The organism is Actinomyces sp. oral taxon 448 str. F0400 (assembly GCF_000220835.1).
In the GTDB taxonomy this organism is placed as follows: Bacteria; Actinomycetota; Actinomycetes; order Actinomycetales; family Actinomycetaceae; genus Actinomyces.
The window spans coordinates 2,094,070-2,119,749 of record NZ_GL985606.1; the positions used below are offsets into that span (position 1 = coordinate 2,094,070).

The following is a 25,680-nucleotide window of genomic DNA, read 5'->3' on the forward strand; positions in this document are numbered from 1 at the left end:
CCGACGCAGGCTCTCGATGCGGGACTGTCGGCAGGACCACTTACGTTCAGTACAGAATGGGGAACAGACCCCAGTAGGCCAATGCGGCCAGGAGGATCGCCGTGCCGGTCAGAGCGGAGCCCAGGACGCAGGCCGCCGGCACGGTCAGCCAGGGGCCGCCCTCCCCACGCCCATGGTGCACATGACCGCGCATGAGCCAGACGCGTTGAGTGAGCTTGACCTCCAGGACAACGGTGCCCATGGCGACGGCCTGGACGACCATCCAGCCGCCGTAGGAGAACAGATGATTGGTGCGGTAACTCATCGCCAGGGACGCCACGCCCAGGATGTAGGCGGCGTACATCACCCAGGAGGCCACGATGCTCAGAGCCAGGGAGACCGTCCAACGACCGATGGGATCGGGCAGATGGAGGCCCCGGCGGCCGCGCAGGCGCGGCATCTGCCCGAGCCCCCATAGGAGCACCGCCAGGGCCAGTAATCCGAAGCCCAGGACGAAGGCGGCGAACATGAGGTCGCCCGAGGCGTACCAGCGGGTCGGATCGGGGGTGCGCGCCCAGTAGGCCTGAGTGGGAGCGGCGCCGGCGACATGCGGTGCGGCATCGGCAGTCGCGGGCAGGCCGGTCACCCAACGCGTCAGGTCGCGGGCGACGCCGGGGGCCAGAGGGCCGTCGGTGGTGGTGCCGGACTTGAGACCGTGATTGGCGCCCGCGTAGTAGCGCACGGTCAGATCGTCGTCGCCGGAGCGCTGCAGGGCCTGCCACACCGTCGTCGGCCCCTGGACCAGCGGCATGGAGGCATCCGCCGTGCCGTAGAGCATGAGAACGGGCACGGTGATCCGCTCCAAATAGGGCACGGAATCGAAGTCGGCGTAGTCGAAGCCGCCGCCGGGGATATCGGCGGATCCCAGGACGCGCGGAATCATGGTGAGCATGGGCTCGGGCACACCGACGTTGCGCATGTAGGAGTCCACGGCCAGGGCCATCTGCTCGCGCAGCCGCACCACCGGGGCGCTGGCCAGCACGAGGAATGAGACGCGTGCGTCCTCGGCGGTCAGCACCACTGCGGGGATGGCGCCCTCGGACTCGGCGTAAACACCGATCCGCCGCGAATCCACCCCGTCCAGGCCGGCCAGGTAGTCCACGCTGCGCCCGTAGTCAGCGGCCATGGCCGGGTAGTCGCGGGACGTCAGGGAGTAATCCTCCACGGGTTTGGAGGGCACGAGCGTCGTCACTCCCGCGGAGGCCAGAGCTCCGGCCTGCTCGGCGAAGCCCTCAATGGTCTGCGTGCCGGCGCCGTGCAGGAAGACCACGCCCGGGGCTGGTCCCCGAACGCCGACGGGACGGCGCAACAGGGCATCCACCCGCTCCCCGTCGGCCTGGGTGACGGTGACCGTCGAAGTCTCCACGTCGTAAGCGCCCGGAACCGTGGTGGTCGCGTCGCCCCCGATGGAGGTATCGGCGGTGGTCGGCGCCAGCGGGTCGGACATGGGTTCGGGCGTCCAGCGCGGGCCGGCGAGAGTGCCGATGAGACTCAGGCTCAGCAGAGCCACGACTACTGAGCCCACGGTGCGGTGCCCAGCCGACAGGGCCACGACGAGGGCGCCCAGACCCAGGGTCGCGAGGATCTCCCAGATCGTCTCGCCGCCCGCTCCCAGGGCGGCCAGGACGCCGGCTCCGACGAGCACGGCCAGCAGCCCCAGGACGGTGCGACGCCGCTCCGTGCGCCACAGGAGGGACACGAGCTCGACGGAGCGCCGAGGGAGACTGCGCGCCCAGGACCAGCTCGAGCGCATTTCCGCGGCAGTCGGGCGGGCGGGCTCCCTTCGGGGATGACGACGGGCCATGAGGCCTCTCAGAATCCCAGCCTGGCCAGAGCCTTCGGGTCGGACTGCCAATCCCTGGCGGTGCGCACGTGCAGGTCGAGATAGACCTTGCGGCCCACAAGCTCCTCGATACCTCTGCGCGCCACGATGCCGATCTCCTTCAGGCGCGAGCCTCCGCGCCCGATCATGATGGCCTTCTGGGAATCGCGTTCGACGACAAGGCTCACGCGCACCTGGAGGCGGCCTCCGGCGCCCTTGACCCGCGAACCGGTGGTGTCCGTGGCGGGGTCGAGGATCTCGTCGACGACAACGGCCAAGGAGTGGGGCAACTCGTCGCGCACCTCCTCCAGGGCGGCCTCGCGAACGAGCTCACCGATCATGACGGCCCGGGGCTCGTCAGTGACATCGCCGGTGGGGTACAGCGGCGGGGACAGGGGCAGGTGGGAGGCGAGGACGTCGACCAGGACATCGACCTGGTAGCCGTCCCGGGCCGAGACGGGGACGATGTCGGCCCACCGGCCGAGGGCGTCGACGGCCAGAAGCTGGGCAGCCAGCGTCTCCTTGGAGACCGTGTCGGCCTTGGTGACCGCGACGACGATCGGGGCGTGCGAGGCGGCTATGTCGCGTGCGATGAAACGGTCGCCGGGGCCGACTTTCTCGTTGGCGGGGATGCAGAAGACGATGGCGTCGACGTCGACGAGGGTCTCGCGCACGAGATCGTTGAGGCGCCTGCCGAGCAGGGTCCTGGGGCGATGCAGGCCGGGAGTGTCGACCAGCACCAGCTGGGAGGACTCCCGATGGACGACGCCGCGCACGTTGTGACGGGTGGTCTGCGGCCGCCCGGAGGTGATGGCGACCTTCGTGCCGACCAGAGCATTGGTCAAGGTGGATTTGCCGGCATTGGGGCGTCCGACCAGGCAGGCGAAACCGGCTCGGAAGTCCTCCTGGGAGGCGGGGACGACAAGCCTCGCGCGGACGGAGGCGGGCGGGGTGCCGCCGTCGGGTCCCGCACCGCCCTCGTCGTCGAGGATCCGGTCCCCGGTGCCACCGGACTCATCGGGAGAACCGGACGCACCGGAGCCATCGGGCGCATCGGGTCCGGCGAAGGCGTCGGAGCCGCCCACGAGTCCGGCGTCGGCGGGAGGGCGGATGGGGATATCGGTCATGGTGCTCCTCATTCCTGGGGGTCGGTGGGTCGGGGCGCGCAGGAGCGACCGACGACGAGGGTGGCGACCTGGCGGCGCCTACCGACAGCCTCCTCGGCTCTCAGATCGACGCCCTGGGCGCTCCCGCAGGCACCGGGCAGAGGGACGCGACCGATGGCCTTGGTCAGCAGGCCGCCGGCGGTGTCGACGTCGTCGTCGTCGATCTCCAGGTCGAACAGCTCGCCGAGCTCGTCCAGGCCCAGCCGCACGGGCACGCGGTAGGTGCCGTCCCCCAGGTCCTCGACCTCGGGCTCGGCGTGGTCGTGCTCATCGGTGAGTTCGCCGACGACCTCCTCCAGCAGGTCCTCCATGGTGACCAATCCGGCCGTGCCGCCGTACTCGTCCACGGCCAGGACCATGTGCACGTGATCGGTCTGCATCTCACGCAGCAGGTCGTCGGCGAGCTTGGTCTCCGGAACCCAGACGACTTCGCGGGTGAAAGACGCCGCGGGCCGCCCCTCATGGTCGGGGTGGTCGGACAGGCGCCGCAGAACGTCCTTGAGGTAAAGGATTCCGCGCACGTCGTCGGCGTCCTCCCCCACCACCGGCACCCGCGAGTAGCCGGAGCGAACGAACAGGCGCATGGCGGCGGCGGCGGGCTCGTCGGCATCAATGGTCACCATGTCGGTGCGGGGCACCATGACCTCGCGCACCAGGGTCTGGCCGAGCTCAACGACGCTGCGCATCATCTCGCGGTCCTCATCCTCGATGGTCTCGGCCTCACCGATCTCGTCGATCATCTCGCGCAGGTCCTCGGTGACCTCGGCGCGGGCCTCGGCATCGGTCAGGGCCGCCGAACGCCCCCAGCGGGACTCGACCCAGCGCCACGGGGCGCCCAGGGCGTCGACCCTGAGCAGGACGCCCGCCAGAACCAGAAGCACGGCATCGGGATCGCGGCGCCCGACCGAACGAGGGGAGAAGCCGACGACCAGGCCGAGCAGAACGACGTTGAGGACGACTGCGACCGCGAGCACCTGCCACCACCGGCTCAGAATGCCCGAGACGGCCAGGGTCAGCAGGACGGCCGCGAGCATGTCGACGGCGACGCGGATCGACGTGACCGAGCCGAGCACCTGGGCGCGCCGGGAGGCCAGGGTCAGAACGCGCCCGGCGCCCCGGCGCTCATCCTGGACGAGGTCCTCGGCGGCGGCGCGAGTCATGCGCGTCAGGGCCGCCTCACCGGCGGAGAGCACGGCTCCGAAGACCAGGACGACGACCGCCAGAAGGATCAGGAGGGCGACGGGAGCCCCACTCACCGGCCCCGCTCCGCGAGGAAGGTCAGCAGCAGGGTGCGCTGAAGGTCGAACATCTCTTTCTTCTCCTGCGGCTCGGCGTGGTCGTACCCCAGGAGGTGGAGGATGCCGTGAGTGGCCAGCAGCAGCATCTCCTCCACAGCGGAGTGACCCGCCTCGATGGCCTGCTTGGCCGCGACCTGCGGGCACAGCACGATGTCGCCCAGGGTCCCGGCGGGCGTCTCGTTCTCGGCGGTGCCTGGGCGCAGCTCGTCCATGGGGAAACTCATGACGTCGGTGGGGCCGGGCAGATCGAGCCAGCGCGCGTGGAGCTCGGCCATGGGCTCGGGGTCGACGAACAGAATGCTGAGCTCGGCCAAGGGGTTGACGTGCAGGGTGCGCAGGACGTGGTCGGCCAGCGCGGCGAATTCGGTGCCGTCGACGACGGTCTGGGTCTCATTGACGACCTCGGTGCTCACGGGTGGTTCCTCTCACGGGCGTCCTGGGGGGTGCGGCCGCGGCGACCGCCATGAGCGCGGTCGCGCCGGGGCGCGGAGGCCGACTGAGCAGCGCGCTGGGCATCGTAGCGGGAGTAGGCGTCGACGATGCGGCCCACGAGCCGGTGGCGCACGACGTCGGCGGACCCCAGCTCGCAGAAGGCGATGCCGTCGACCCCCTCGAGAATGCGACGCACGACAAGCAGCCCGGAGGACCGGCCCGCGGGCAGATCGATCTGGGAGATGTCGCCGGTGACGACCATCCTGGAGCCGAAGCCGAGACGAGTGAGGAACATCTTCATCTGCTCGGGAGACGTGTTCTGAGCCTCGTCGAGGATGATGAAGGCGTCGTTCAGCGTGCGTCCGCGCATGTAGGCCAGCGGAGCGACCTCGATGGTGCCGGCGGTCAGGAGCTTGGACAGGTCCTCGGGCTCGAGCATGTCATGGAGGGCGTCGTAGAGGGGCCTCAGATAAGGGTCAATCTTGTCGGTCAACGAGCCCGGCAGGAAGCCGAGATTCTCCCCGGCCTCGACGGCGGGCCGAGTCAGAATGATGCGGTTGACCCGTTCGCGCGTCAGGGCATCGACGGCCTTGGCCATGGCCAAATAGGTCTTACCCGTCCCGGCCGGGCCGATGCCGAAGGTGATGGTGGCCCTCTCAATAGCGTCGGTGTAGTCCTTCTGACCGAGCGACGCGGGGCGAATGGAGCGTCCGTGGGAGGTCAGGACGTCGTCGGCAAAGACCTCGGCGGGGCGGGCCGAGACCTCCAGCAGGCCGATGGCGCGCTCGACGTCGGCGGGGGACAGGGACGCGCCAGCGCGGGCGATGTCGATGAGCTCGGTCAGCAGGAGGACGACGAGATCGACTCGGGACTCCTCGCCGGTGATGACGACGGTGTCGCCGCGCACGTGGATATCGACGTCGGAGAACCCTCGCTCGACGGTGCGCAGGACCTCGTCGTGCACACCGAGCAGGTTCACCGGAGCCAGGTCCGCGGGCAGGACGAGGCTGCGGGCGACGTCCTCGGGAGTGCGCCGACGCAGATCAGCGGAAGCATCTCGGTGGGCCGCTGCCGCGGCGAAAGGCTGGGTCATCGTGCCGATCAGCCTACCGGTGTCCGACGTCTCGCCCCAGGACCGCCGCCGTGAGGCACGACGCGCGACGGTTCCACCCCGCCCGCCGGCGGCCGATCAGGCGACCACCATGAGCGCAGTGCCGATGACGAGCAGTGCGAGCCCGGTCAAGGAGCGTCTCCCCTGGCGCTCGTGCAGCACGATGACGCAGAAGACGACCGTGACTAGGACGCTCAGCTTGTCGATCGGGACGACGAGGCTGGCCGGCCCCTTCTGGAGGGCGCTGAAGTAGCACAGCCAGGAGGCGCCGGTGGCCAAACCGGAGGCGGCGATCCAGCCGAGCTCGTCGCGGGGGACACGGCGGACCCGCTCCCGCTTCCCGGTGACGAGCACCATCATCCAGGCCATGACGAGGACGACGCCGGTGCGCACGGCGGTACCGAGGTTGGATTCGACATCGGTGATTCCGATCTTGCCGAGCACTGCGGTCAGTGCTGCAAAGACGGCGGAGCCGAGGGCCCAGGGCAGCCACCCGCCGCCGTGGGCGACGGCGCGGGGCAGGGCGCGCAGATCCGCGGCGTCGAGCATGAGGAACGTGCCCGTCGTCATGAGGACCACCCCGCCCAGGCCCACCCGGGTCAGCGATTCCCCCAGGAGGAGAACCGCCAGAATGACGGTCAGAACGGTGGAGAGCTTGTCGACGGGAACCACCCGGGAGACGTCGCCGAGCTGGAGGGCCCTGAAGTAGCACAACCAGGAGGCGCCGGTGGCCAGACCGGACAGAACGAGGAAGACAAACGTCCGGCCGTCGATACGGGCCACCTGATCCTGGGAGCCGACGATCAGCACCATGAGCCAGGCGGCGGCCAGCACGACGATGGTGCGCAGGGCGGTGGCCACGGTGGAGTCGGTATGACGAATTCCAAGTTTGGCCAGCACCGCGGTCAGTCCCGCGAAGAACGCGGAGCCGCAGGCGAGCAGGATCCACATGAGGGTCACCTTAGACGCAGTCGGACGCCAGCGGAGCGCCGCGTCAGCAAAACACGGGCACGCGGTCTGGCCCGTCCGCCTCACCGAGTACGTCGGGGCATGGTGATGGGTGCGACGGCGAGAGCGACCAGGCCGATGACGGCGAGCATGCCGAAGTCGCAGACCAGACCAGCGGTGGTCTCCGCGGTGGAGCGGATCTCGGTGACGGCGTTGACGGCCCAGCTCATCGGCAGCAGCCGGCTGGTCACCTCCAGACCCCGGGGCATCTCATCGCGGGCGACGAGCAGGCCGCACAGGAACATCTGGACACCGATGACCACGGGCATGAACTGGACGGCTTGGAACTCGGTGCGGGAGAAGGCGGAGACCAGTAATCCCAGGGCGACGCCGACGAAGGCGTCGAGCAGGGCCGTCAAAAGGATCCACCCCCACGAGCCGGCGATGGTGACGCCCAGACCCCAGGCGCACACGGCGACCAGAAGAAGCGACTGGCCGACGGAGACGAGAGTGAAGGCAGTGGCGTAGCCCGTGAGAAGATCGGCGCGATGCAGGGATGTGGTCCACAGGCGCTCAAGGGTGCCCGAAGCGCGCTCGCGCAACATGGTCACGCTCGTGACCAGAAACATGACAGCCATGGGGAGGACCGCGATCATGATGACGGCGATGCGCTCGAAGAGCTGCTCGCCGTGCGGGTAATCGCGATAGACGAAGGACAGCAGGATCACCAGAAGCGCGGGGACGACCAGGATGAGGGCGACGGTGCGCCTGTCGCCGAGGAGCTGGGCGAGGACCCTGCGAACGGTGGCGGCATAGGTGCGCGCGTTCATCGGGCGACCTCCTGACGGCCGGAGATGATCGGAGCGGCGTCGGGCGCCCGCGCCGTCCTCTCGGCGCTGCGGATGAGGCGGAGAAAGGCGTCGTCGAGGGTGGTCCCCCCGGTGCGCTCGAGCAGTTCGGACGCGGTGGTGGTGGCGAGCAGGCGGCCTTCGCGCATGAGCAGAACGGCATCGCAGCGGAAGGCCTCGTCCATGACGTGGCTGGAGACGAGGATCGTGGTGCCCCGGGCGGCGATAGCGCGGAAAGCCTCCCACAGGTCCTCGCGCGTGACGGGATCCAGGCCGACGGTCGGCTCGTCGAGGACGAGGAGTTCGGGATTCGCGACGAGGGCGCAGGCCAGGCTGACGCGGTTCGCCTCGCCGCCAGAGTAGGTGCTCACCCGGCGGTCGGCCAACGCGGTCAGACCCACGACCTCCAAGGCTTCGTCAACGCCTTGCATGCGCGAACCCGCCAGGGAGGCGAAGTAGCGCAGATTCTGACGGGCGGTAAGGTCCTTGTAGACGGCGGCGGACTGAGTGACGTAGCCGATGCGATCGCGTACGTCGGGGGCGCCGGGAACGTGCCCCAGGACGGCGACCCCGCCTTCGTAGCGCTGAACGCCGACGAGGGCGCGCATGAGCGTGGTCTTGCCGCAGCCGGAGGGGCCGAGCAGACCGGTGACAGTACCGGTGGACAGGGCGACGTCGAGGCCGTGGAGGATCTCGTGGCCGCCGCGCCTCACGCGCAGGTTCTCAACGCGTACCGCAATATCGGAATCGGTGTCGTTCACACTTTTCATCATGTGATGAATATATGACGCGGGGAACCCCTGCGCAAGGATCGCGTCATAGCCCTTCGAGATGCTCAAGCGCTCTCGAGGACGGTGATCCCCAGATCCTCAGTCCAGATCCTCAGTCAGGTAGCGCTGGATGGTGGGGCCGACGGCCGCGGCCAGTGTCTGCGCATCCGCAGCGCGGACGGCGTCGAGACGGACTACCCACCGCGCCATCCCCAGACCGACGAGCTGACTGGCGACCAGCTGGGAGCGCAGATCCACCTGGTCGGGAGCCACGCACGTCACGACGGGGGTGACGAGAGCGCCGATGAGCATGGAGCGGATGCGCTCCACCACCTCCTGATCGCCGAGTGCGGCCCACATCACGGCGGTGAAGCGATCCTGACCCATGCGATCCCATTGGGTAATGAAGACTTCAACGAAGGCTCTTCCCTGTTCGGCCTTGGGCAACCGTCGCACCCCGTCGAGCAGTGAGGGGTCCGCGAGCGCTCCGTCCAGGGTGCCCAGCACGGACTCGACGAACAGCCGGGAACGGTCGGGAAAGTAGTGGTGGACCAACGCCGGGTCAACACCGGCGGCGCGGGCGATGCCGCGCAGGGAGGCGGAGTAGCCGTCACGGGCGAAGGCGACGCGGGCGGCGACGAGAATCGCCTCGCGCGCGTCGGGGCTACCGGCGGGACGTCGCCCGCGTGTGCTCATGCCGCGGCTCCCGTCGAATCCGCGCGGCCCCTCTCGCACAGGCGAACCCGATCGGGGTCGAGGTCGGGGGGACACCGATGCGCGGAATACTCACAGCTCAAGACCGACACCCTGCGTCGACGGCATACCGGGCGCCTCGGGGAGCTCAGGACAACGCGTGCGACGCTGCGCCAGGAGCACGAGCGCGGCCTGCTCCCCCGTCACCCGGAGGAGATCCGCGCTGATCGGACCGGTCGGCACACCCGCCGCCTTCTGATTGACCCGGTTCATCCAGCGCGCCCGCCAGCCCATGTGATCCCACGGCCACTGCGCGTCGGCCCAGATGACGGCGATGTAGTCGTTGGTCACCCCCGCCGTCGTGAACGACACCGGCCGGAATCCGAGAGCCTGCTCCCACGGGATGAAGCCGATCGACAGGCCCGACGTGTTGTCCCAGATGCCCTGGTCGTCGACGACCAGAGCCGGCCGGCCCATCATGCGCACGCCCAGGACGCCAAAGAAGCCGAAGACGATGACCCCTATGGGACCAACGATGGAGAAGAGGAGGGCCCACAGGCCGAAGGAGTGGGACGACAGGCCGTCGTAGGTTATAACGAGGCTGATGACCACGAAACAGGCGGAGCCGGCGATCACGAACACGGAACGCCCCTTGGCTCGGGACACGCGAAGCACAGGGAGACTTGACATGCCGGCATTCTCTCACGCCGGACCCGGCGCGTCCCGCGATCAGTAAGGCCGGATCCGGTTCCGCCCGCCACGGCCGCCTCACCCCCACAGGCCGGCGCACTGCGCCAGAACCGCGAGCGCCACCGGGCCCGCCGAGGCGGTGCGCATGACGTGCGGGCCCAGCCGCACCGCCGTGGCCCCGGCATTCTCCAAGGCGATCGTCTCCGCATCGCTGATCCCTCCTTCCGGGCCCACCACCACGGCCGCCGTCGGCGGCTCGTCGCCATCGGCCTCCGGCAGGGCCGTTCGGCCGATGGGCGCCGTCGACTCCTCGTGGAGCACCAGCACTGCTCCCCCGGTTTCCACGACCTCACGCGCCCAGACGATCAACGCCCCTGTCGTCATGACCGCCTCGATCCGCGGCACTCGCGCCCTGCGCGCCTGCTTGGAGGCCCGGCGCGCCGTCGCCCGCCAGCGGGCGCGCCCCTTGGCGGCCCTCGGCCCCCTCCACACCGACACGCATCGCTCCGCCTGCCACGGCACGACTGTGTCGACGCCCACCTCGGTCGCCGTCTCCACCGCCTGTTCGTCGCGGCCCCCCTTGGCCAGAGCCTGGACGAGCACGAGCCTCAGGGCCGCCGGCGGCTCCTCGATCCGCTCGGCCACTCGCACCATCAGACGGTCCCGCTCCCCTTCGGCGGCCTCCACCTCGCACACCAGCCGCAGGCCCGCGCCGTCGACAAGGTCCACGCGCTCGCCCGCTCTCAGCCGTCGCACCGTCACGGCGTGGTGGGCCTCAGCACCGGTCAACGCCAGCAGGTCGCCGCGGTCGGCCGCACCCGCGGCGCCGACCGGCTCGAGGGTGTCGGGGGTGAGGATGAAGACGGGTGCGCTCACAGGACCAGCCTACGGTTGCGCGCATGCCCGCGAGGGAGCCGGTGCTAGCGTCGCACGTATGACCCACTCGCAGCGCCCCGCTTCCTCCTGCACCACCGCTGTTACCATCGAGGATTTCCGTCGCAACCTGGCGGCCGTGCGCGCTCGCATAGCCGCCGCGGCCGACCGCGTCGGGCGGGACGCCTCCGAAATCCGCCTGCTGCCGGTGTCCAAGACCGTCCCCGAGGACCGTATACGCACCGCCTGCGCCGCGGGCATCACGCAGATGGGCGAGAACAAGGTGCAGGAGGCCAAGCGCAAGGCCGCCGCCCTGGCCGACCTCGACATCCGCTGGTCCGTCATCGGCCACTTGCAGACCAACAAGGCCAAGGATGTGGTCGCCTTCGCCGACGAGTTCCAGGCGTTGGACTCCCTGCGCGTCGCCGAGGCCCTCGACCGCCGTCTCCAGCCCACCGGGCGCGGCCTGGACGTCTTCGTGCAGGTCAACTCCTCGGGGGAGGCGTCCAAGTTCGGTGTCGAGCCCGACGGGGTCATGGGGATCCTGAGGAGGCTTCCCTCCTACTCCTGTCTGCGCGTGGTGGGACTCATGACGCTGGCCGCCCGCACTGACGACGAGGCTCGTATCCGCGAATGCTTCCGCATCATGCGCTCCTTGCGCGAAGCCGCTCTCCAGGAGGATCTTCTGAGCGATGGGCAGCTGTCCATGGGGATGAGCGGGGACTTCGAACTCGCCATCGAGGGCGGAAGCACCTGCGTGCGCGTGGGCCAGGCGATCTTCGGGGCGCGCTCGACGCCCGACTCGGCGTACTGGCCCGAGCGTTCCTCGCGCTGAACGCCGGCCGGAGACGGGGACGGGACGCGGGCTCGGGCGCTCTCATGTCCCCCGTCTTCTCACCCGCATGAGGACGCAGCCGAGAGCAACCGTCGCCGCCCCAGTCGTGAGGGCACCGACTCCGCCGGGCGACCCGACGGGGACGCTCAGCAGGGCGCCGACGACACTGGTCCCGGCGCTGGTACCCAGTTGCCGGGCTGAGGTCATGATGGCGCCTACGCGACCGGGCGGGGCGCCCGGGACCGCCGCTGTGGTGAGTGTCGCTGCGGTACTCGCCGACACCGCGGAGATCCCGAAGACGACTGTCGCCAGACAGGCCCCGGCCACCGCCGTCGAGCGACCCGCGCCGATGGCGAGGAATCCGGCCCCCGCGAGCCATGGGGACACCGCCATAACGGAACACGTCGTCCCGGGCGCACGGCACATGCGCTGAATGAGGGGGGCGCACAGGAGCGCTACAGCGCCCTGGACCCAGAAGGGCAGTCCCGCCAGCCAGGGGGACGACGCCCGCAGGGAATCGAACTGGACGGCGAGAAGAAGGACCTCGGCCGCCTGCCAACCGCCGAAGGCCGCCATCAGCACCAACCCGCCCCTCGTCACCATGTCATCGAACATCGCCGGGGGAATGACTGGGCGAGGCCGATGAGCATCGGCGTGCACGACTGCCGCCAGCAGGGGCGCTGCCCCGGCCAGCGCCACGAGGGGAGGCCACCAGGCCTTGACGAGCAGGGTCGTCTCCGCCGCAGCGAGAAGGAGAATTACAGCCGCGCTCAGGAGCAATGGCGGATGGACGGTCCGCTCCGCCGGCGGACGCCGCCTGCGAGCACCCGACCGACCCATCACCGTGGAGAAAACGAGAAGTGCGAGCGCAATAATAGTGGGACCGATGAACCCGGCCTTCCACCCGAAGAAGGCTATCAGAGGGGTTCCCAGCCCCACCCCCGCGGCGAGGCCCACGGCTCCTACGGCGGAAAACCAGCTCAAGCCGCGGCGCCTGGCCGGCGGGGGCAGGCTAATGAGGAGCGCCAGGCTCGCCGGGGCGGCCAGGGCCGCGCACGAGCCTTGAAGGGCTCGCACGACGATGACCGGCTCGATGCTGTTCGTCGCCACCACCGCCCCGCCGGCCAGGGCGAATCCGAACAGCGCCCACCGTAGGACGCGTAGAGCCCCGAAGCGATCACTGCACCACCCGCCGAGCAGAAGGAGCCCTCCGAAGACCAGAGAATAAGCACCCTGAGCCAGAGAGACCCGTCCGATCCCGGAGTGCAGCTGCTGGGACATGACCGGGGACGCCGATGTGATAACGGTAGTGTCCAGGACCAGAAGAAGTTGTACGCCGACGAGAACGGGGGCCGCCCCGCAAGATCCGGTTCGGCCCGTAACGGTGTCGGCTGCTCTCCGTTTCCTGAAACCCACGATCACAGTCTTGCGAACACATCGGAATAAGACCAACAACGGTTTTGACAGACGAGCATCAGTACTTCTAATCTCGCGTTCATGGAACTCCGCCACCTGGCGTGTTTCCTGGCGGTTCTCGATACGGGATCCTTCACCCGGGCCGCGGAGCGCGCCCATCTGACCCAGTCGGGCCTCAGTCAGCAGATTCAGGCCCTGGAACGCGACCTCGGCACGACGCTGTTCACACGCCGACCGGTGCGCCCGACGCCGCCGGCGCTGGCTCTCGAGCCTCACGCACGTTGTGCTCTCGCCACCGTCTGCGAAGCCAGGCGTGCGACCGCAGCCGCAGCCGGGACGCACGTGGAACTGCGGGTGGGAATCATCGCCTCACTCACTGCGGTCGATCCCTGCTCCCTGCTCGAACGCGTCCGCCGCGCCCACCCGAACCTGTCGGTCGCCGTGGTTCAGAAGGCCACCGACGCCATGGTTGAGGACGTGCGCGACGGCCGCCTCGACCTGGCGATCGCGGACACCGCGCCCCCATCGGATCCGACGCTGGCCTCCATGGCAGTGGGCGAGGAGCCCTTCTGCCTCACTGGTCCGGCATTGCCATCCGAACCGATTACTCCGGCGAATCTCGACGCGCGCACCTGGGTCGCCCTGCGCCGCGGGACTCGGCTCCGCGAGATCTTCGACCGTCTTATGGAGGACCTCCATCTCCCCGCGGTGGTCACCGCCGAAGTCAGCGATATCCGGCTCCTGCTCAGGTTGAGCGCAGTCGGCTTCGCAAACGCCATCGTCCCCGCACCGATGGTCAGCCGCTGCCCGGCCACCCCCATTCCCGCGACCGTTCTGCCGCCCCGCACCCTTCGGGCCGTGCACCTCTCTCGTCACCGCAACCCGGCGCTGGCGACCTGCCTGCACATTCTGCACAGCGGCGCAGGCCTCGCCAGCTGAGCAGAACGCTCGTCGGCCACTATCGTAGGGCGCTCCGCGGGGACCACCCGGAGAAGCGTGCGGGCGCTCACGCGCCCGCACGCTTCTCAGCGGCGCTTCCTGCCCCGACTCTTACCGCCCTTGAACCGGCTGGAGACCTTATCCGCCAGGGATTCGTCTCGAGCCGGCGCAAACCCGTCTTCACCGCGCAGGGAGGCGAGCTCGGTGAGCAGCTGACGCTGGCGGTCGTCGAGTCCGCTGGGCGTCTCCACCACGATCTGCACGTGCAGGTCGCCGCGGCCCGAACGGCGCAGCCGGCCCACGCCCAGGCCCGAGAGGACCACCTCATCGCCGCCCTGAGTGCCCGGCTTGACCGACACGATCCGCTCTCCGTCAAGGGTGGACAACGGGAAGCTGGCGCCCAAGGCGGCCGCCGTCATGGGCACGCGCAGCTCGGTGTACAGGTCGTCACCGGTGCGTGAGAGGGAGTCGTCGTGCTTCTCATGGATCTCAACGTACAGGTCCCCGCTGGGACCGCCGGCCGGGCCGGCCTCACCGCGCCCGGACATGCGGATGCGGGTGCCCGTGGATACGCCCGCCGGGATATTGACATCGATGGCGGTGCGCACGTGCCTGCGGCCCTCCCCGTCGCAGTCGCGGCACGGGGAGGCGATAACGGTGCCGAACCCCTGGCAGCGCGAGCACGGCGAGGAGGTCACCACGTTGCCCAGGAAAGAGCGCTGCACGCGCTGGACGGAGCCCCGCCCGTCGCACTGCGAGCAGGTGACCGGACTGGTCCCCTCGGCGCAGCACGACCCGCCGCAGGTCCCGCAGGTGACGTAGGTGTCGACCGGAAGGCTCTTGGTCGCCCCGAAGGCCACGTCCGTCAAGTCCACTTCGAGGGCCACCAGGGAATCCTGGCCCCGCCGCGCCCGGGAGGCAGGACCGCGCGAGGCGGCTCCGCCCCCGAAGAAGGCCTGCTGGAGGAAGTCGCCGAAGCCCCCGAAGTCGGCGGCGCCGAAGCCCCCGGCGTTGAATCCCCCGTCCGCGTGCACGGCCTCCTCCCCGCCCAAGTCGTACATCTGACGCTTGTCGGAGTCGGCGAGAACCTCGTAGGCGACGTTGATGGCCTTGAACTCGTCCTCATGGCCCGGGCCGGCGACATCGGGGTGCAGCCGCCGGGCCTTCTTCTTGTAGGCGCGCTTGATCTCGTCGGTGGTGGCCTGGCGGCTCACGCCGAGAACCTCGTAGTAGTCGCTCACGCTTGCTGATGCTCCCTGGTCGGTGATGGTTCGAGTGCCGGGCGATCTCCGGCTGATGCTGACGCCGCGGCCGAAGGCCGGCGCGGGCGGCGCCCTCGGGTACGTCTCATGGGGTGGGCCTCATGGGGCGGTGTCGGCGGTGCCGGTCAGGAACCGGGATAGATAACGCGCCACGGCGCGCACCGCCGCCATGGTCGCCGGGTAGTCCATACGGGTGGGGCCGATGATGCCCAGGTGCGCGACGGCGGTGCCCGCGCCCGCCCCGTAGGCGGCGGTAACGACGCTGGCCTCGGCCAGGGCGTCATCGTGGTTCTCACTGCCGATGGATACGCGCATCTCCGCATCGGTCGTCGAGCACGGCGTCCGCCCGGGAGCGGGGGCCTCGGCGAACAGGCGCAGCAGCACCACCTGCTCCTCGACGGCGTCCAGGAGCGGGCCGAGCGAGGAGAAGTCCGGGGTGGAACGGGCCAGGTTGGCAGTACCGGCCACGACGATGCGCTCTTCGCCGTCGGGGCGCAGCGCCTCGATGAGCTCGTCGGCCACGCTGCTCAGCAGCGCCCGCTCCTCCTCGGGAACACGCTCAGCCAGGCGGGTCAGGACGGGGACCACATCGGCGGCGACGCGGCCCGCCAGGGCCGCGTTCATGCGAGTGCGCAGGGATTCCAGGACGAGCGGGTCCACCGCACATCCCATCGGCATGGACACCGTGCGCTGCTCGACGCGGCCGGTGTCGGTAATAATGACGAGCAGGACGCGCGTGGGCCCCAGAGCGACGAGCTCGAGGTGGCGCAGAGCGGTGCGCCGCAGACTGGGGTACTCCACGACGGCGAGCTGACCGGTGAGCTGAGCCAGAACCCGCACGGTGCGGGCCACGACCTGCTCCAGGTCGACCGCGCCCGCCAGCAGCGCCGTTATGGCGCGCCGCTCGGGAGCGGACAGGGGCTTGATCCGGGCGACCTCGTCGACGAAGAGGCGATAGCCCTTCTCGGTGGGCACCCGCCCGGCGCTGGTGTGGGGCTGATGGATGTAGCCCTCATCCTCCAGGGCGGCCATGTCATTGCGAATCGTGGCCGGGGAGACGCCGAGACGGTAGCGCTCGACCAGAGCGCGCGAGCCGACAGGTTCACGGGTGCGCACGTAATCCGTGATGATGGCGGAGAGGACCTTCAAGCGGCGATCATCGGCCATGGTCATGCTCCCTGCCCTCTCTTCCCATCGGCGGACCCGCGATACCGGTTAGCACTCGCGGCGTGTGAGTGCCATCCTACGCCGAGGTCCGGCGGGTCAGTCGCCCAGGTGACGTGAAGTTCCCCTAGCGTGCCCAGGGTGAACACGACGCCCGACCGCTCCCGCCCCCTGCCCGGCTCGACCGTTGAACGACGCAAGGCTCTGCGGGCCCGGGCCGCTCGCGGGAGCTCGGGCGGGCGGCCCTCGGCAGCCCCGCAGACCGCCTCCCCGCCCGCCCGGCCATCGGGTTCGAACCGTTACGGGGGCGATGTGCTCAACGTCGACCCCCACCGCGTGGGTCCGAATGCGCTCCGCCCCGAGTCCACGCATGTGGTCCTGGAGCGCGGCATGGTTCTGGAGGACCGGGAGACCGGCTTCGTGGGGGCGGTCGTCGCGGCCGAGAAGTCCGGGGGACGCCACATTGTCGTCCTGGAGGACCGCCGGAGGACTCGCCGCGGCTTCCCGCTAGGAGGCGGCTTCTGGCTCGAGGGCCGCCCCGTCATCGTCGACCCGCCCCCTGCGCTCCCGAGCGCGCCCCGCGGCCCGGTCAGCGCCGCCGGGCGCAGGCTCACGGCGTCGGGCTCCTACGCCGTCGAGGACGGCGGGGCGAAGGTCGCGCGCGCCTCGCGCATCTGGGTGGAGGGCAGGCACGACGCCGAACTGGTGGAGAAGGTGTGGGGCGACGACCTGCGCCATGAGGGAATCGTCGTCCTCATGCTCGACGGCATCGACAACCTCCCCGAGGTCATGACGTCCTTCAGCCCGGGTCCCCAACGGCGCGCGGGCGTGCTCGTGGACCACCTCGTGATCGGCTCCAAGGAATCGCGGATCGCCGAGCGCGTGCGCAAGGCGCCCGGAGGCGAGAACGTCCTGGTGCTCGGCCACCCGTACGTCGACGTGTGGCAGGCCGTCAAGCCCGAGCGCATGGGGCTGCGGACCTGGCCCCGCGTGCCGCGCGGCACCGACATCAAGCACGGCACTCTCGAGGCGCTCGGCTGGCCGCACGAGACCCAAACGGACATCGCCCGCGGCTGGCAGCGGATCCTGGGAAGGGTGCGCACCTACAAGGATCTCGAGCCGAACCTGCTGGGGCGCATGGAGGAGCTCATCGACTTCGTCACCGCTCCGGGCACGCGCTGAGGGCGGTCGATCGTCCTCCGCCCGCCCGCCCGGAGCGGGCGCCCGATGGACCTCGCCGAAGGCCGGCCGCGGGGTGCCGGGGCCCGCGCGAGCCCGAACGACCCCGACTTCAGTCGTCGACGAGAGCCAGACGCCGGCCGGCGCGGATCAGGCGCGCGTCATTGCTCAGCAGCGCCACCGTCACGAGGGCGCCGACCGTTTTGGCCCAGCCGGGCCCGGCGATGAACAAGCACACCATCGCGGCCAGGACGGGAACGAGATAGGTGAAGGTCCGGACGATGTACCCGCCGAAGGAGGGCATCTGCACGTGACGCCCCTCCGCCACCGATTTGACCATGAAGTTCGGACCGTTGCCGATGTAAGTGATCGCCCCGCACAGCACCGCGCCCAGCGAGATCGACACGAGGTAGACCTCGGGCACCCCGGCGACCGTTCCTCCCCCGGGATGGGCCACCTGCCCGGCCATCTCGAAGAAGGTCGCGTAGGTCGGGGCATTGTCCAGCACGGAGGACAGGCCCCCGGTGAAGATGAAGAATGTGACCTGATTCAGCGGCAGCGAGCCGGCCACCTCGTCGAGGTAGTGCAGGGCCGGGATCATGGTCAAGAAGATGCCGATGAACAGGGTGGCGACCTCGACGATCGGCCCCCACTCGAACTGGTTGTCCCTGAAACGCGCCCGCTTGTCGCCCAGAGCGTACGAGGCGCCGGCCGCCGCGAGCATGATGATCTCGCGCAGCGGCACCCAGTTCATGACGGTGGCGCTCCCGGCCTCGATGGCCTCGACATCGATGGACGGGGCGAAGGCCACGGCCAGGATGATGACGAGGAACCAAACGAAGTTGGTGGCCCCGCGCAGGCCGAGGGGCTCGATCTCAGCGCGATCCAGACGCACGGAGACGGCGGGCTCCTGCGCATGATAGTAGGTGTCGAGCGCGAAGTAGGCAGCCAACAGCATCGCATTGACGAACAGCCACTCGGGCAGCAGGCGGAGGGTCCAGATGAAGGGTACGCCGCGCAAGAACCCGAGGAAGAGAGGAGGGTCGCCCAAAGGTGTCAGCAATCCGCCGCAGTTGGCCACGATGAAGATCGCGAACAGGACCGTGTGGACCCGGTAGCGACGTTCGGCGTTCGTGTTGAGCAGCGGCCGGATGAGCAGCATGGCCGCGCCGGTCGTACCCACGAAACTGGCCAGAACGGCGCCGATGGCCAGGAAAACGGTATTGCTGCGCGGCGTGGCCTCGATGTCGCCCTTGAGGAAGATGCCGCCGGAGACGATGAAGAGGGCCAGGAGCAGAGCGATGAACTGCCCGTACTCGACGATGGAGGCGAACACGACCCGCCAGCCTCCGGCGATCCACATCCACACGGCCACGGGCAGACCGAGGACCAGAGCGACGGCGAACTGGCTAGTGCGGCGCTCCCACCAGAGGGTTGTGGCGGGCACGAGCGGAAGGACGGCGATGCAGGCCAGCATCGTGGCGAAGGGCAGGACGGACCACCACTGGAGGTGCATGGGTCTCCTCGGATCGAGTTCGGCGACGAGCCGCTGGGCTGGCTCAGCCTACGTCGCCCCGCGCCCCGGAGCGTGCGAACCGCGCGTCCCGGCAGCGCGTCCGGCGCCGCTCCGGTGGCCGGACACGCGGGAGACCGCCGACCCCGAACCGGGGTGGTCAGTAGCGGACGACGTCACGCCCCTGGATGCGCACGTAGGCGTAAACGGACATGAGAGCCGTCAACGGGAAGGTGAGGATCCATCCGATGACGGTGACGATTCCCAGAAGCATGAGGACGAACCCCACAAGCGCGAATGGAAAGAGGTCGGCTACGTTGGCCGACAGGATCCGGTAGGAGAAGGCCATCGCGTCACCAGCGCTCGTCCCCCGGTCCACGACGATGAACCGGGCGAAGAAGAGCAGGAATGCGGCGGCGACGCCCGGGATGATGCACAGGAGGGATCCGATGACCACGGCCAGGTAGGTCAGGAAGGAGGTCAGGAGGGCCTGGCCGAAGTTCGGGAAGGTCACGAAGTCCGTGAAAGTGACGCGCCGTCCCGAGGCGACCGCCAGACAGACATGCGCCAGAGCGATCATGGAGAACAGCGATGCGACGATTGTGATGGGAGCTCCCCAGGCGAAACCGTAGCTGTGCTGCACTCCGTTGAGCTCGTAGTGGCCGTTCACCCCGATCCCGCACAGGATCATCCAGACGGCGAAACCGACTAACAGGACAATCGGATTGTCCTTAATGGCACTCCACGCCCAGGACAGAGCGCCGCCGATCGACGGGGGAGGGTTCGGCGACGCCCCGCGCTATCTGTGTTATCGTGAACAATGTAAGTAACGCAGTGGTGAGTGCATCGCCGGGGTAGCCGCCCGTCGCGTCGACGTCCCTCGTCCGTGAGGAGGCCTCCGACGCTCGCCTGCACCGCGTTGATGGTCGTGACGACCATCGTCATCGGTGTCCTGCTCTGGGCGATTTTGACCATATCCAGGGATACGGTCCCCTTCGGGGTCTCGGTGCTCGCCGACCGTATCCACCACTCGGTCGTCCTCCGGGCCACTCGCCTCTGGCACCGCATCTGCGCGACCGTCACGATCGCCGCGATCGCGCTCCTCATCTGGTTCCATCTCAGCGAGGTCGGCGCCCGCAGACCCGGCCTGCCGAGCCTAGTCGTCGTCGTTCAAATCAGAGCGGCTCTGGCATGCTGGGTTCTCGTGCGCCTGCCGATCATCAGGGCTAAGCGTGCCGCCGACTGGTACGCGCGCCTGCGCACCTTGCTGGCCGAGGCCCGTGCCCACGGCATGAGCGAGCAGAACGTCCTCGACGCCGCCCACCAGCTCGACGCTCTCCCCCGTCAGCAGCGAGCGCTGATGGGAGATCCCCGCGTTATGACGCGGAGCCGAACCGACCCCGCCCGGCCAGAGAGCGGAGAATGAGCGAGGACCGCGGCGGCGAGAAAACCGACCGCCGCAGCCACCGGGCGGCTACTGGGGAACGACGCTGACCAGGCGGGGGGCCTTGACGATCACTTTGCGCACGTCGCGCCCGTCCAGGGCGCGCACGACACCGGGAGCGGCCAGGGCCAGCCTCTCCAGCTCGGCGGCATCGATGCCGGGGTCGACCTCGAGGCGGTCGCGCACTTTTCCTTTGACCTGAACGACGCAGGTGACGCTCTCCGCCACCAGCAGCGATTCGTCGGCGACCTCCGGGAAGTCCTCGTAAGCCAGGGAGTGCTCGTGCCCCAGACGCCTCCAGATCTCCTCGCTGATGTGCGGGGCGACCGGGGAGGTCATGAGGGTGAGCGCCTCGACGGCCTCGCGGGGAACCTTCTTCAGACCCGTCAGGTGATTGTTGAGCACGATGAGCTTGGCGATCGCGGTGTTCAACCGCATACCCTCATAGTCCTCACGCACGCCCACGACGGTGCGCGCCACGAGGCGACGGGTCTCCTCGTCGGCGCTCTCCTCCGAGACGATCGTCTCACCGGTGGTCTCGTCGACGACGTTGCGCCACAGACGCTGCAGGAAGCGCTGGGACCCGGCGACGGCCCGGGTATCCCAGGGCCGGTCCTGATCCAACGGCCCCATGCTCATCTCATAGACGCGGAAGGTGTCCGCGCCGTAAGCGGCGTACATGTCGTCGGGCGTGACGATGTTCTTCAAGGACTTGCCCATCTTGCCGTACTCGCGGGCGACGGGTCGCCCCCGCCAGGTGAACACGGCGGAGCCGTCCCCGGCCGAAGACTCCTCGACTTCGTCCGCCGGCACGTACTGGCCGCGGGAGTCGGTGTAGGCGTAGGCCTGGACATACCCCTGGTTGAACAGTCTGTGGTACGGCTCGCTGGAGGAGACGATCCCCAGGTCGAACAGCACCTTGTGCCAGAAACGGGAGTACAGCAGGTGCAGCACGGCGTGCTCAACGCCGCCCACGTACAGGTCCGTGCCCCCGGAGACGTTGCCGGCCTCAGGGCGCGGACCCATCCAATAGGCCTCGTTGGCCGGGTCGACGAGCGCATCCTCGTCGGTCGGGTCGATGTAGCGCAGCTCGTACCAGCACGAGCCCGCCCACTGAGGCATCGTGTTGGTCTCCCGGTAGTAGGTCCGTCTCCCCTCCCCCAGATCGAGTTCGACCTCGACCCAGTCCTTCGCCTTGCCCAGTGGCGGCTGAAGGGAGGAAGCCGCGTCGTCGGGGTCGTAGGAGCGCGGCGAGTAGTCGGAGACCTCGGGCAGCTCGACGGGCAGGGAGGTCTCCGGCAGGGCATGGGCATGACCGTCCTCGTCCCACACGACGGGGAAGGGCTCGCCCCAGTAGCGCTGACGGGAGAACAGCCAGTCGCGCAGGCGATAGGTCACCGCACCACGGCCGGCGCCCTTGGACTCCAGCCAGGCGGTCATGGCGGTCTTGGCCTCCTCCTTGCTCATCCCGTTCAGGCTGATCTCCTCATTCGCGCAGTCGACGGCGACGCCGTCGCCGGTGAACGCGCCCGCGGCCAGGTCGACCCCGCGCGGGTCATCGGCCGGGCCGATGGTCTGGACGATATCGAGGTCGTAGGCGCGAGCGAAGGCCCAGTCGCGATCGTCATGAGCGGGCACGGCCATGATGGCGCCGGTGCCGTAGCCCATGAGGACGTAGTCGGCCACGAAGATCGGCACGCGCTGCCCGTTGACCGGGTTGACGCCGAACAGACCCGTGAAGACACCGGTCTTGGCGCGGCTCTCGTCGGTGCGCTCGGCCTGCGTCGCACCAGCGGCAACGGCCCTGTAGTCGGCAACAGCTGGCCCGGGCGTGGCATGGCCGCCCTTCCAGGCTTCGCGAGTGCCCTCGGGCCAGGCGGCCGGGACGGCCAATGCCGCGGCGTCGTTGTCGACCCCGGCCCCCGGAAGCCCCCCCAGCAGAGGGTGCTCGGGAGCCACGACCATGAAAGTGGCGCCGAAGAGCGTATCGGGGCGCGTGGTGTAGACGGTCAGGGTCGTCACGGCGCCGCCGGCCCCGGCGCCCTCGACGGCGAAGTCCACTTCGGCGCCTTCGGAGCGGCCGATCCAGTTGCGCTGCATGAGCTTGACCTTCTCCGGCCAGTCGACCGTGTCCAGGTCCGCGACCAGGCGGTCCGCATAAGCGGTGATGCGCATCATCCACTGACGCAGGTTGCGTTTGAAAACCGGGAAATTGCCCCTCTCGGAGCGGCCCTCGGCCGTGACCTCCTCATTGGCGAGCACCGTGCCCAGACCCGGGCACCAGTTGACCGGTGCGGAGGAGACGTAGGCCAGCCGGTGGGAGTCGATGACATCGGCTCGCTCTCCGGCGCTCAGCTCCGCCCAGGACCTCCCGTCGGGTGTGGGGACCTCGCCGCTCTTCAGCTTGTCCACCAGCTCGCTCACGGGTCGGGCGGCACCACGGCCGCGCCCGTCGCGGCGCGGTGCGGCCGGATCGAACCAGGAGCCGAAAATCTTGAGGAAGATCCACTGCGTCCACCGCACGTAGTCGGTGTCGATGGTCTGAATGGAGCGGCGCGGGTCGTGGGACAGACCGAGACGCCGCAGCTGGCGGCGCATGGTGGCGATATTCGCCTCCGTGGAGACGCGCGGGTGCTGCCCAGTGGCGACCGCGTACTGCTCCGCGGGCAGGCCGAAGGCGTCGTAGCCCATCGTGTAGAGCACATTCCTGCCGGTCATGCGGGTGAAGCGGGCTACGACATCGGTGGCGATGTAGCCCAGCGGGTGCCCCACGTGCAATCCCTTGCCCGAAGGGTAGGGGAACATGTCGAGCAGGAAGAACTTGTCCTCGGCCGCCCGGGGCCCGGCGAGCGCGCCCACGGGATTGTCGGAATGGAAGGTGCCCTCGGCCTCCCAGCGGTCCTGCCAGGAGGTCTCGATGGTCTCGGCCAGGGCCGCCGTGTAGCGCATCGGCATCGCGTCGTCGCCCTGGGGGGTTTGGTTCTCCGTCATCGAAGGAGCGCTTTCTCTTCCGTGGTCGTGAATGCACATGCATCGAGCGCCGGCGGTGCGCCCGTATCCGCGAGACTTCGCGCAGGACGAGTGGGAACGCACCTGCTGACGCCGCCCAGCCTATCCCCGATCCGCGTCGTCGCCCCGCGCCGTCCGAGGCGCGGGCGTGAGGCACGGATCACGGCGAACTGCACCCAACCGCCAGCCGCTGCCGCCGGCATCGGAGCGGGAACGAAGGCGGAGAAGAAGAGAACGGCGAGAGGGGGCTCAGGCGAGGGCGGGCGAGTCCATCCGCACGGGCACGAACTGGCCCCACCCGTCCTCGCGCAGCCCCTCGCGCAGACGGGTCATCGCCTCGTCGAGCTGCGCGTCGTCGGCCGCCCGCGCGGCAGACGGGGCGATGTCGGCGGCCTCGTGCAACGGGAGCACGTGAATGTGCAGGTGGGGCACGTCCAGCCCGAGGACGACGATGCCCGGACGCAGGGCGTCGAAGACGCGGACCTGGGCGGCAGCGATGCGCTTGGCGATCACCGACAGATGAGCGACGGTCGCGTCATTGGCATCGACGTAGGAGTCGAACACGATACGCGGCACGACCAGAACGTGGCCGGGGGTCTGCGGCTCGATGGTGGCGAAGGCGACGCACACGTCATCGGCCCAGACGAAACGCCCGGGGATGTCGCCGTTGATGATCCTGGTGAAGACGGAGGTCTCGGGGGTTCGGGGGGCAGCCATGGCCCTAGCCTAGGCCAGCACCCACATGTGCCCCATCGGCAGGACGACGTCGCCGGGCTCATCGGCGGACTGCCCGGCCGGGCGAGCGGCGCGCACCACGGTGGCCTTGCGGCGCTTCTCCCCCAGGACGACGGCGGACATGGTGCCGCGGTCGGTCACTGTCACCGACGTGCCCAGGCCTATGCCCGCCCGGGCGAGACGGCGCAGGGTCCGCGGGCAATCCTTGATGCGACCCACGACGCCGGTTTGGCCCACCGGCATCATGTCGACGCTGTACAGCGCGGGCTGAATGACACGGCCCTCGGGGGTGGGGATCGGGTCGCCGTGCGGGTCGCGGACCGGGCGATCGAGGGCCTCGTCGAGCGCCCGCAGGAGCCGCTCGGAGACGGCGTGCTCGAGGACCTCGGCCTCGGCGTGCACCTCGTCCCAACTCAGGCCGAGGCGCTCGACCAGGTAGGTTTCCAGGAGTCGGTGGCGGCGCACCATCCCCATGGCCAGGCGGTACCCCAGCCGGGAGAGGGTGACGGCCCTGTAGGGCTCGTGCTCGAGCAGACCCGCCTCGACCAGTCGACCCACGTTCTCCGAGGCCGTGGACGGCGCGACCCTCATCCGTCGCGCCAGGCCGGTGATCGAGGCCCCCGACCCGCCCCACTCGGAGGCGGCCCACACTGCCTTGAGGTAGTCCTGAGTCACAGCGGAGACCTCCGTCGGGGTCTGAACCGCGTCGGCGGGACTCATCGCAGCATCGCCGCCCAGCCGTCCCGGAAGGCGATCAGGATCGTGACGACGACGGCCACATACATGACGCCGGCCAGATACCAGCGCGCTCCGTGCAGGCGCCGGGCCGCCGGGGCGGTCAGGCCCAGATGACCGCCCTGCGCGGCCTCGCCCCAGGTGAGTGCGGCGATCGGGATCGTCACCGCCCAGATGACCATGCAGAAAGGGCACAGCTTGCCGAAGGCGAGGATCGAGACAGTCAGGAACCACACGACGAAACCGATTCCGATGACAGTCCCCGCCGTCAGGCCCCACCACACCCAGCGGGGCAGGCGCTGGCCGCAGGCGAGCAGCGCACCGACGAACAGGAGCACCGCGAAGGCCATCGCACCGATGAACGAATTGGGCACGCCGAGCAGGTTGCCCTGCCATACGTTCAGGGAGTCGCCGCACGAGACGAGCGGGTTGATGTCGCACGACAGATTCGCCAGCGGCTGCCTGATGAGTCTCAGCTCACTGGTCATAAGCTCCCAGCAGGCCGCGATCCCGATGAGGGAGCCGATAATGAGCAGCCAGGCGTAGCCTCGTCCCGCACCGGTGGCGATCGACCAGGCGGCCCGACCGGCCTCGTCGGGCGCCGCGTCCTGCGCGGCCCCGCGGGTCCCGGTCGCGTCGTCAACCGCCCCCCTCCCACTGGGAGCGTCGGCGAGGTAGGCGTCGAGTTCATCGACGCTCATGGCGTCGATCTCCGCCTCGGTGGGCACGCGCGCCATCGGTACCTCCTCGTGGTCCGGG

The 25,680-nt window shown here is 69.4% G+C and carries 24 protein-coding genes; 4 read left to right on the top strand and 20 right to left on the bottom strand.

The annotated features are described in order from the left end of the window. Positions 1-46 precede the first annotated feature (46 nt). The 11 genes from HMPREF9062_RS08895 to HMPREF9062_RS08945 form a co-directional block, all read right to left on the bottom strand. A complete protein-coding gene (locus HMPREF9062_RS08895) occupies positions 47-1,792 on the bottom strand; it encodes an alpha/beta hydrolase (protein WP_009749780.1) in 1,746 nt (581 codons plus the stop codon). Between the two features lie 59 nt (positions 1,793-1,851). Continuing rightward, complete coding sequence (era, locus tag HMPREF9062_RS08900) at positions 1,852-2,988, bottom strand: GTPase Era (protein WP_083820044.1); 1,137 nt, start codon at positions 2,986-2,988, stop codon at positions 1,852-1,854. A gap of 8 nt (positions 2,989-2,996) precedes the next feature. Further along, entirely contained in the window at positions 2,997-4,283 is a 1,287-nt protein-coding gene (locus HMPREF9062_RS08905; protein WP_009749782.1) for a hemolysin family protein, read from the bottom strand. Further along, entirely contained in the window at positions 4,280-4,738 is a 459-nt protein-coding gene (gene ybeY, locus HMPREF9062_RS08910; protein WP_009749783.1) for an rRNA maturation RNase YbeY, read from the bottom strand. The genes HMPREF9062_RS08905 and ybeY overlap by 4 nt, the downstream gene beginning before the upstream one ends. After that, a complete protein-coding gene (locus tag HMPREF9062_RS08915; protein ID WP_009749784.1) occupies positions 4,735-5,850 on the bottom strand; it encodes a PhoH family protein in 1,116 nt (371 codons plus the stop codon). The genes ybeY and HMPREF9062_RS08915 overlap by 4 nt, the downstream gene beginning before the upstream one ends. Positions 5,851-5,946: 96 nt before the next feature. Continuing rightward, complete coding sequence (locus HMPREF9062_RS08920) at positions 5,947-6,819, bottom strand: EamA family transporter (protein ID WP_009749785.1); 873 nt, start codon at positions 6,817-6,819, stop codon at positions 5,947-5,949. An 80-nt stretch (positions 6,820-6,899) separates the two neighbouring features. Further along, entirely contained in the window at positions 6,900-7,646 is a 747-nt protein-coding gene (locus tag HMPREF9062_RS08925; RefSeq protein ID WP_009749786.1) for an ABC transporter permease, read from the bottom strand. After that, positions 7,643-8,434, bottom strand: a complete 792-nt coding sequence (locus HMPREF9062_RS08930; protein WP_216584439.1) for an ABC transporter ATP-binding protein — start codon at positions 8,432-8,434, stop codon at positions 7,643-7,645. Before HMPREF9062_RS08930 ends, HMPREF9062_RS08925 begins: the two co-directional genes overlap by 4 nt. A gap of 99 nt (positions 8,435-8,533) precedes the next feature. Further along, positions 8,534-9,130: a TetR/AcrR family transcriptional regulator gene (locus tag HMPREF9062_RS08935; protein WP_009749788.1), complete on the bottom strand. Its 597-nt coding sequence runs from the start codon at positions 9,128-9,130 to the stop codon at positions 8,534-8,536. 90 nt (positions 9,131-9,220) lie between these two features. Further along, positions 9,221-9,817, bottom strand: coding sequence for an STM3941 family protein (locus HMPREF9062_RS08940; RefSeq protein ID WP_034254083.1), 597 nt, complete (start codon positions 9,815-9,817; stop codon positions 9,221-9,223). A 78-nt stretch (positions 9,818-9,895) separates the two neighbouring features. Further along, the gene (locus tag HMPREF9062_RS08945) at positions 9,896-10,693 is read right to left on the bottom strand and encodes a 16S rRNA (uracil(1498)-N(3))-methyltransferase (protein WP_009749790.1); all 798 of its coding nucleotides are present in this window, start codon (positions 10,691-10,693) and stop codon (positions 9,896-9,898) included. Between the two features lie 58 nt (positions 10,694-10,751). Here HMPREF9062_RS08945 and HMPREF9062_RS08950 point away from each other — a divergent pair, with 58 nt between their 5' ends. Continuing rightward, positions 10,752-11,525, top strand: coding sequence for a YggS family pyridoxal phosphate-dependent enzyme (locus HMPREF9062_RS08950; RefSeq protein ID WP_009749791.1), 774 nt, complete (start codon positions 10,752-10,754; stop codon positions 11,523-11,525). A gap of 42 nt (positions 11,526-11,567) precedes the next feature. Here HMPREF9062_RS08950 and HMPREF9062_RS08955 read toward each other — a convergent pair whose 3' ends face one another. After that, entirely contained in the window at positions 11,568-13,100 is a 1,533-nt protein-coding gene (locus HMPREF9062_RS08955) for an MFS transporter (RefSeq protein ID WP_083820104.1), read from the bottom strand. Here HMPREF9062_RS08955 and HMPREF9062_RS12185 point away from each other — a divergent pair. Continuing rightward, positions 13,023-13,880, top strand: a complete 858-nt coding sequence (locus HMPREF9062_RS12185) for a LysR family transcriptional regulator (RefSeq protein ID WP_009749793.1) — start codon at positions 13,023-13,025, stop codon at positions 13,878-13,880. The genes HMPREF9062_RS08955 and HMPREF9062_RS12185 overlap by 78 nt on opposite strands. An 86-nt stretch (positions 13,881-13,966) precedes the next feature. On the opposite strand, the gene dnaJ is transcribed toward HMPREF9062_RS12185, so the two are convergent. Together dnaJ and hrcA are read right to left on the bottom strand one after the other, a co-directional pair. Continuing rightward, the gene (dnaJ, locus tag HMPREF9062_RS08965) at positions 13,967-15,121 is read right to left on the bottom strand and encodes a molecular chaperone DnaJ (protein ID WP_009749794.1); all 1,155 of its coding nucleotides are present in this window, start codon (positions 15,119-15,121) and stop codon (positions 13,967-13,969) included. Between the two features lie 120 nt (positions 15,122-15,241). Beyond that, the gene (gene hrcA, locus HMPREF9062_RS08970; protein WP_034254907.1) at positions 15,242-16,309 is read right to left on the bottom strand and encodes a heat-inducible transcriptional repressor HrcA; all 1,068 of its coding nucleotides are present in this window, start codon (positions 16,307-16,309) and stop codon (positions 15,242-15,244) included. 138 nt (positions 16,310-16,447) lie between these two features. Here hrcA and HMPREF9062_RS08975 point away from each other — a divergent pair, with 138 nt between their 5' ends. Then, entirely contained in the window at positions 16,448-17,488 is a 1,041-nt protein-coding gene (locus HMPREF9062_RS08975; RefSeq protein WP_009749796.1) for a DUF3097 domain-containing protein, read from the top strand. Positions 17,489-17,597: 109 nt separating this feature from the next. On the opposite strand, the gene HMPREF9062_RS08980 is transcribed toward HMPREF9062_RS08975, so the two are convergent. Both HMPREF9062_RS08980 and HMPREF9062_RS08985 read right to left on the bottom strand, forming a co-directional pair. Continuing rightward, the gene (locus HMPREF9062_RS08980) at positions 17,598-19,001 is read right to left on the bottom strand and encodes a sodium:proton antiporter (RefSeq protein WP_009749797.1); all 1,404 of its coding nucleotides are present in this window, start codon (positions 18,999-19,001) and stop codon (positions 17,598-17,600) included. Between the two features lie 157 nt (positions 19,002-19,158). After that, positions 19,159-19,668: a hypothetical protein gene (locus HMPREF9062_RS08985; protein WP_253270691.1), complete on the bottom strand. Its 510-nt coding sequence runs from the start codon at positions 19,666-19,668 to the stop codon at positions 19,159-19,161. A gap of 258 nt (positions 19,669-19,926) precedes the next feature. Here HMPREF9062_RS08985 and HMPREF9062_RS08990 point away from each other — a divergent pair, with 258 nt between their 5' ends. Further along, positions 19,927-20,424 (top strand): hypothetical protein, encoded by a 498-nt coding sequence (locus tag HMPREF9062_RS08990; protein ID WP_156790012.1) that lies wholly within the window; start codon positions 19,927-19,929, stop codon positions 20,422-20,424. A gap of 48 nt (positions 20,425-20,472) precedes the next feature. Here HMPREF9062_RS08990 and HMPREF9062_RS08995 read toward each other — a convergent pair whose 3' ends face one another. The 4 genes from HMPREF9062_RS08995 to HMPREF9062_RS09010 all read right to left on the bottom strand — a co-directional run bounded on the left by HMPREF9062_RS08995 (position 20,473) and on the right by HMPREF9062_RS09010 (position 25,658). Further along, entirely contained in the window at positions 20,473-23,433 is a 2,961-nt protein-coding gene (locus HMPREF9062_RS08995) for a leucine--tRNA ligase (protein ID WP_034254088.1), read from the bottom strand. 267 nt (positions 23,434-23,700) lie between these two features. Further along, positions 23,701-24,168 (bottom strand): HIT family protein, encoded by a 468-nt coding sequence (locus HMPREF9062_RS09000; protein ID WP_009749801.1) that lies wholly within the window; start codon positions 24,166-24,168, stop codon positions 23,701-23,703. 9 nt (positions 24,169-24,177) lie between these two features. Next, the gene (locus tag HMPREF9062_RS09005) at positions 24,178-24,906 is read right to left on the bottom strand and encodes a metal-dependent transcriptional regulator (protein ID WP_009749802.1); all 729 of its coding nucleotides are present in this window, start codon (positions 24,904-24,906) and stop codon (positions 24,178-24,180) included. Further along, a complete protein-coding gene (locus HMPREF9062_RS09010) occupies positions 24,903-25,658 on the bottom strand; it encodes a vitamin K epoxide reductase family protein (protein ID WP_009749803.1) in 756 nt (251 codons plus the stop codon). Before HMPREF9062_RS09010 ends, HMPREF9062_RS09005 begins: the two co-directional genes overlap by 4 nt. Positions 25,659-25,680 lie beyond the last annotated feature (22 nt).

Coding starts and splice junctions, on each gene's coding strand:
- HMPREF9062_RS08895 (WP_009749780.1), bottom strand. CDS start 1,792: ATGCGCTCGAGCTGGTCCTGGGCGCGCAGTCTCCCTCGGCGCTCCGTC.
- era (WP_083820044.1), bottom strand. CDS start 2,988: ATGACCGATATCCCCATCCGCCCTCCCGCCGACGCCGGACTCGTGGGC.
- HMPREF9062_RS08915 (WP_009749784.1), bottom strand. CDS start 5,850: ATGACCCAGCCTTTCGCCGCGGCAGCGGCCCACCGAGATGCTTCCGCT.
- HMPREF9062_RS08920 (WP_009749785.1), bottom strand. CDS start 6,819: ATGTGGATCCTGCTCGCCTGCGGCTCCGCGTTCTTCGCGGGACTGACC.
- HMPREF9062_RS08925 (WP_009749786.1), bottom strand. CDS start 7,646: ATGAACGCGCGCACCTATGCCGCCACCGTTCGCAGGGTCCTCGCCCAG.
- HMPREF9062_RS08930 (WP_216584439.1), bottom strand. CDS start 8,434: ATGAAAAGTGTGAACGACACCGATTCCGATATTGCGGTACGCGTTGAG.
- HMPREF9062_RS08935 (WP_009749788.1), bottom strand. CDS start 9,130: ATGAGCACACGCGGGCGACGTCCCGCCGGTAGCCCCGACGCGCGCGAG.
- HMPREF9062_RS08940 (WP_034254083.1), bottom strand. CDS start 9,817: ATGTCAAGTCTCCCTGTGCTTCGCGTGTCCCGAGCCAAGGGGCGTTCC.
- HMPREF9062_RS08950 (WP_009749791.1), top strand. CDS start 10,752: ATGACCCACTCGCAGCGCCCCGCTTCCTCCTGCACCACCGCTGTTACC.
- HMPREF9062_RS12185 (WP_009749793.1), top strand. CDS start 13,023: ATGGAACTCCGCCACCTGGCGTGTTTCCTGGCGGTTCTCGATACGGGA.
- HMPREF9062_RS08955 (WP_083820104.1), bottom strand. CDS start 13,100: ATGGGCGCGCTCCGCGGCCCGGGTGAAGGATCCCGTATCGAGAACCGC.
- hrcA (WP_034254907.1), bottom strand. CDS start 16,309: ATGGCCGATGATCGCCGCTTGAAGGTCCTCTCCGCCATCATCACGGAT.
- HMPREF9062_RS08980 (WP_009749797.1), bottom strand. CDS start 19,001: ATGCACCTCCAGTGGTGGTCCGTCCTGCCCTTCGCCACGATGCTGGCC.
- HMPREF9062_RS08995 (WP_034254088.1), bottom strand. CDS start 23,433: ATGACGGAGAACCAAACCCCCCAGGGCGACGACGCGATGCCGATGCGC.
- HMPREF9062_RS09000 (WP_009749801.1), bottom strand. CDS start 24,168: ATGGCTGCCCCCCGAACCCCCGAGACCTCCGTCTTCACCAGGATCATC.
- HMPREF9062_RS09005 (WP_009749802.1), bottom strand. CDS start 24,906: ATGAGTCCCGCCGACGCGGTTCAGACCCCGACGGAGGTCTCCGCTGTG.
- HMPREF9062_RS09010 (WP_009749803.1), bottom strand. CDS start 25,658: ATGGCGCGCGTGCCCACCGAGGCGGAGATCGACGCCATGAGCGTCGAT.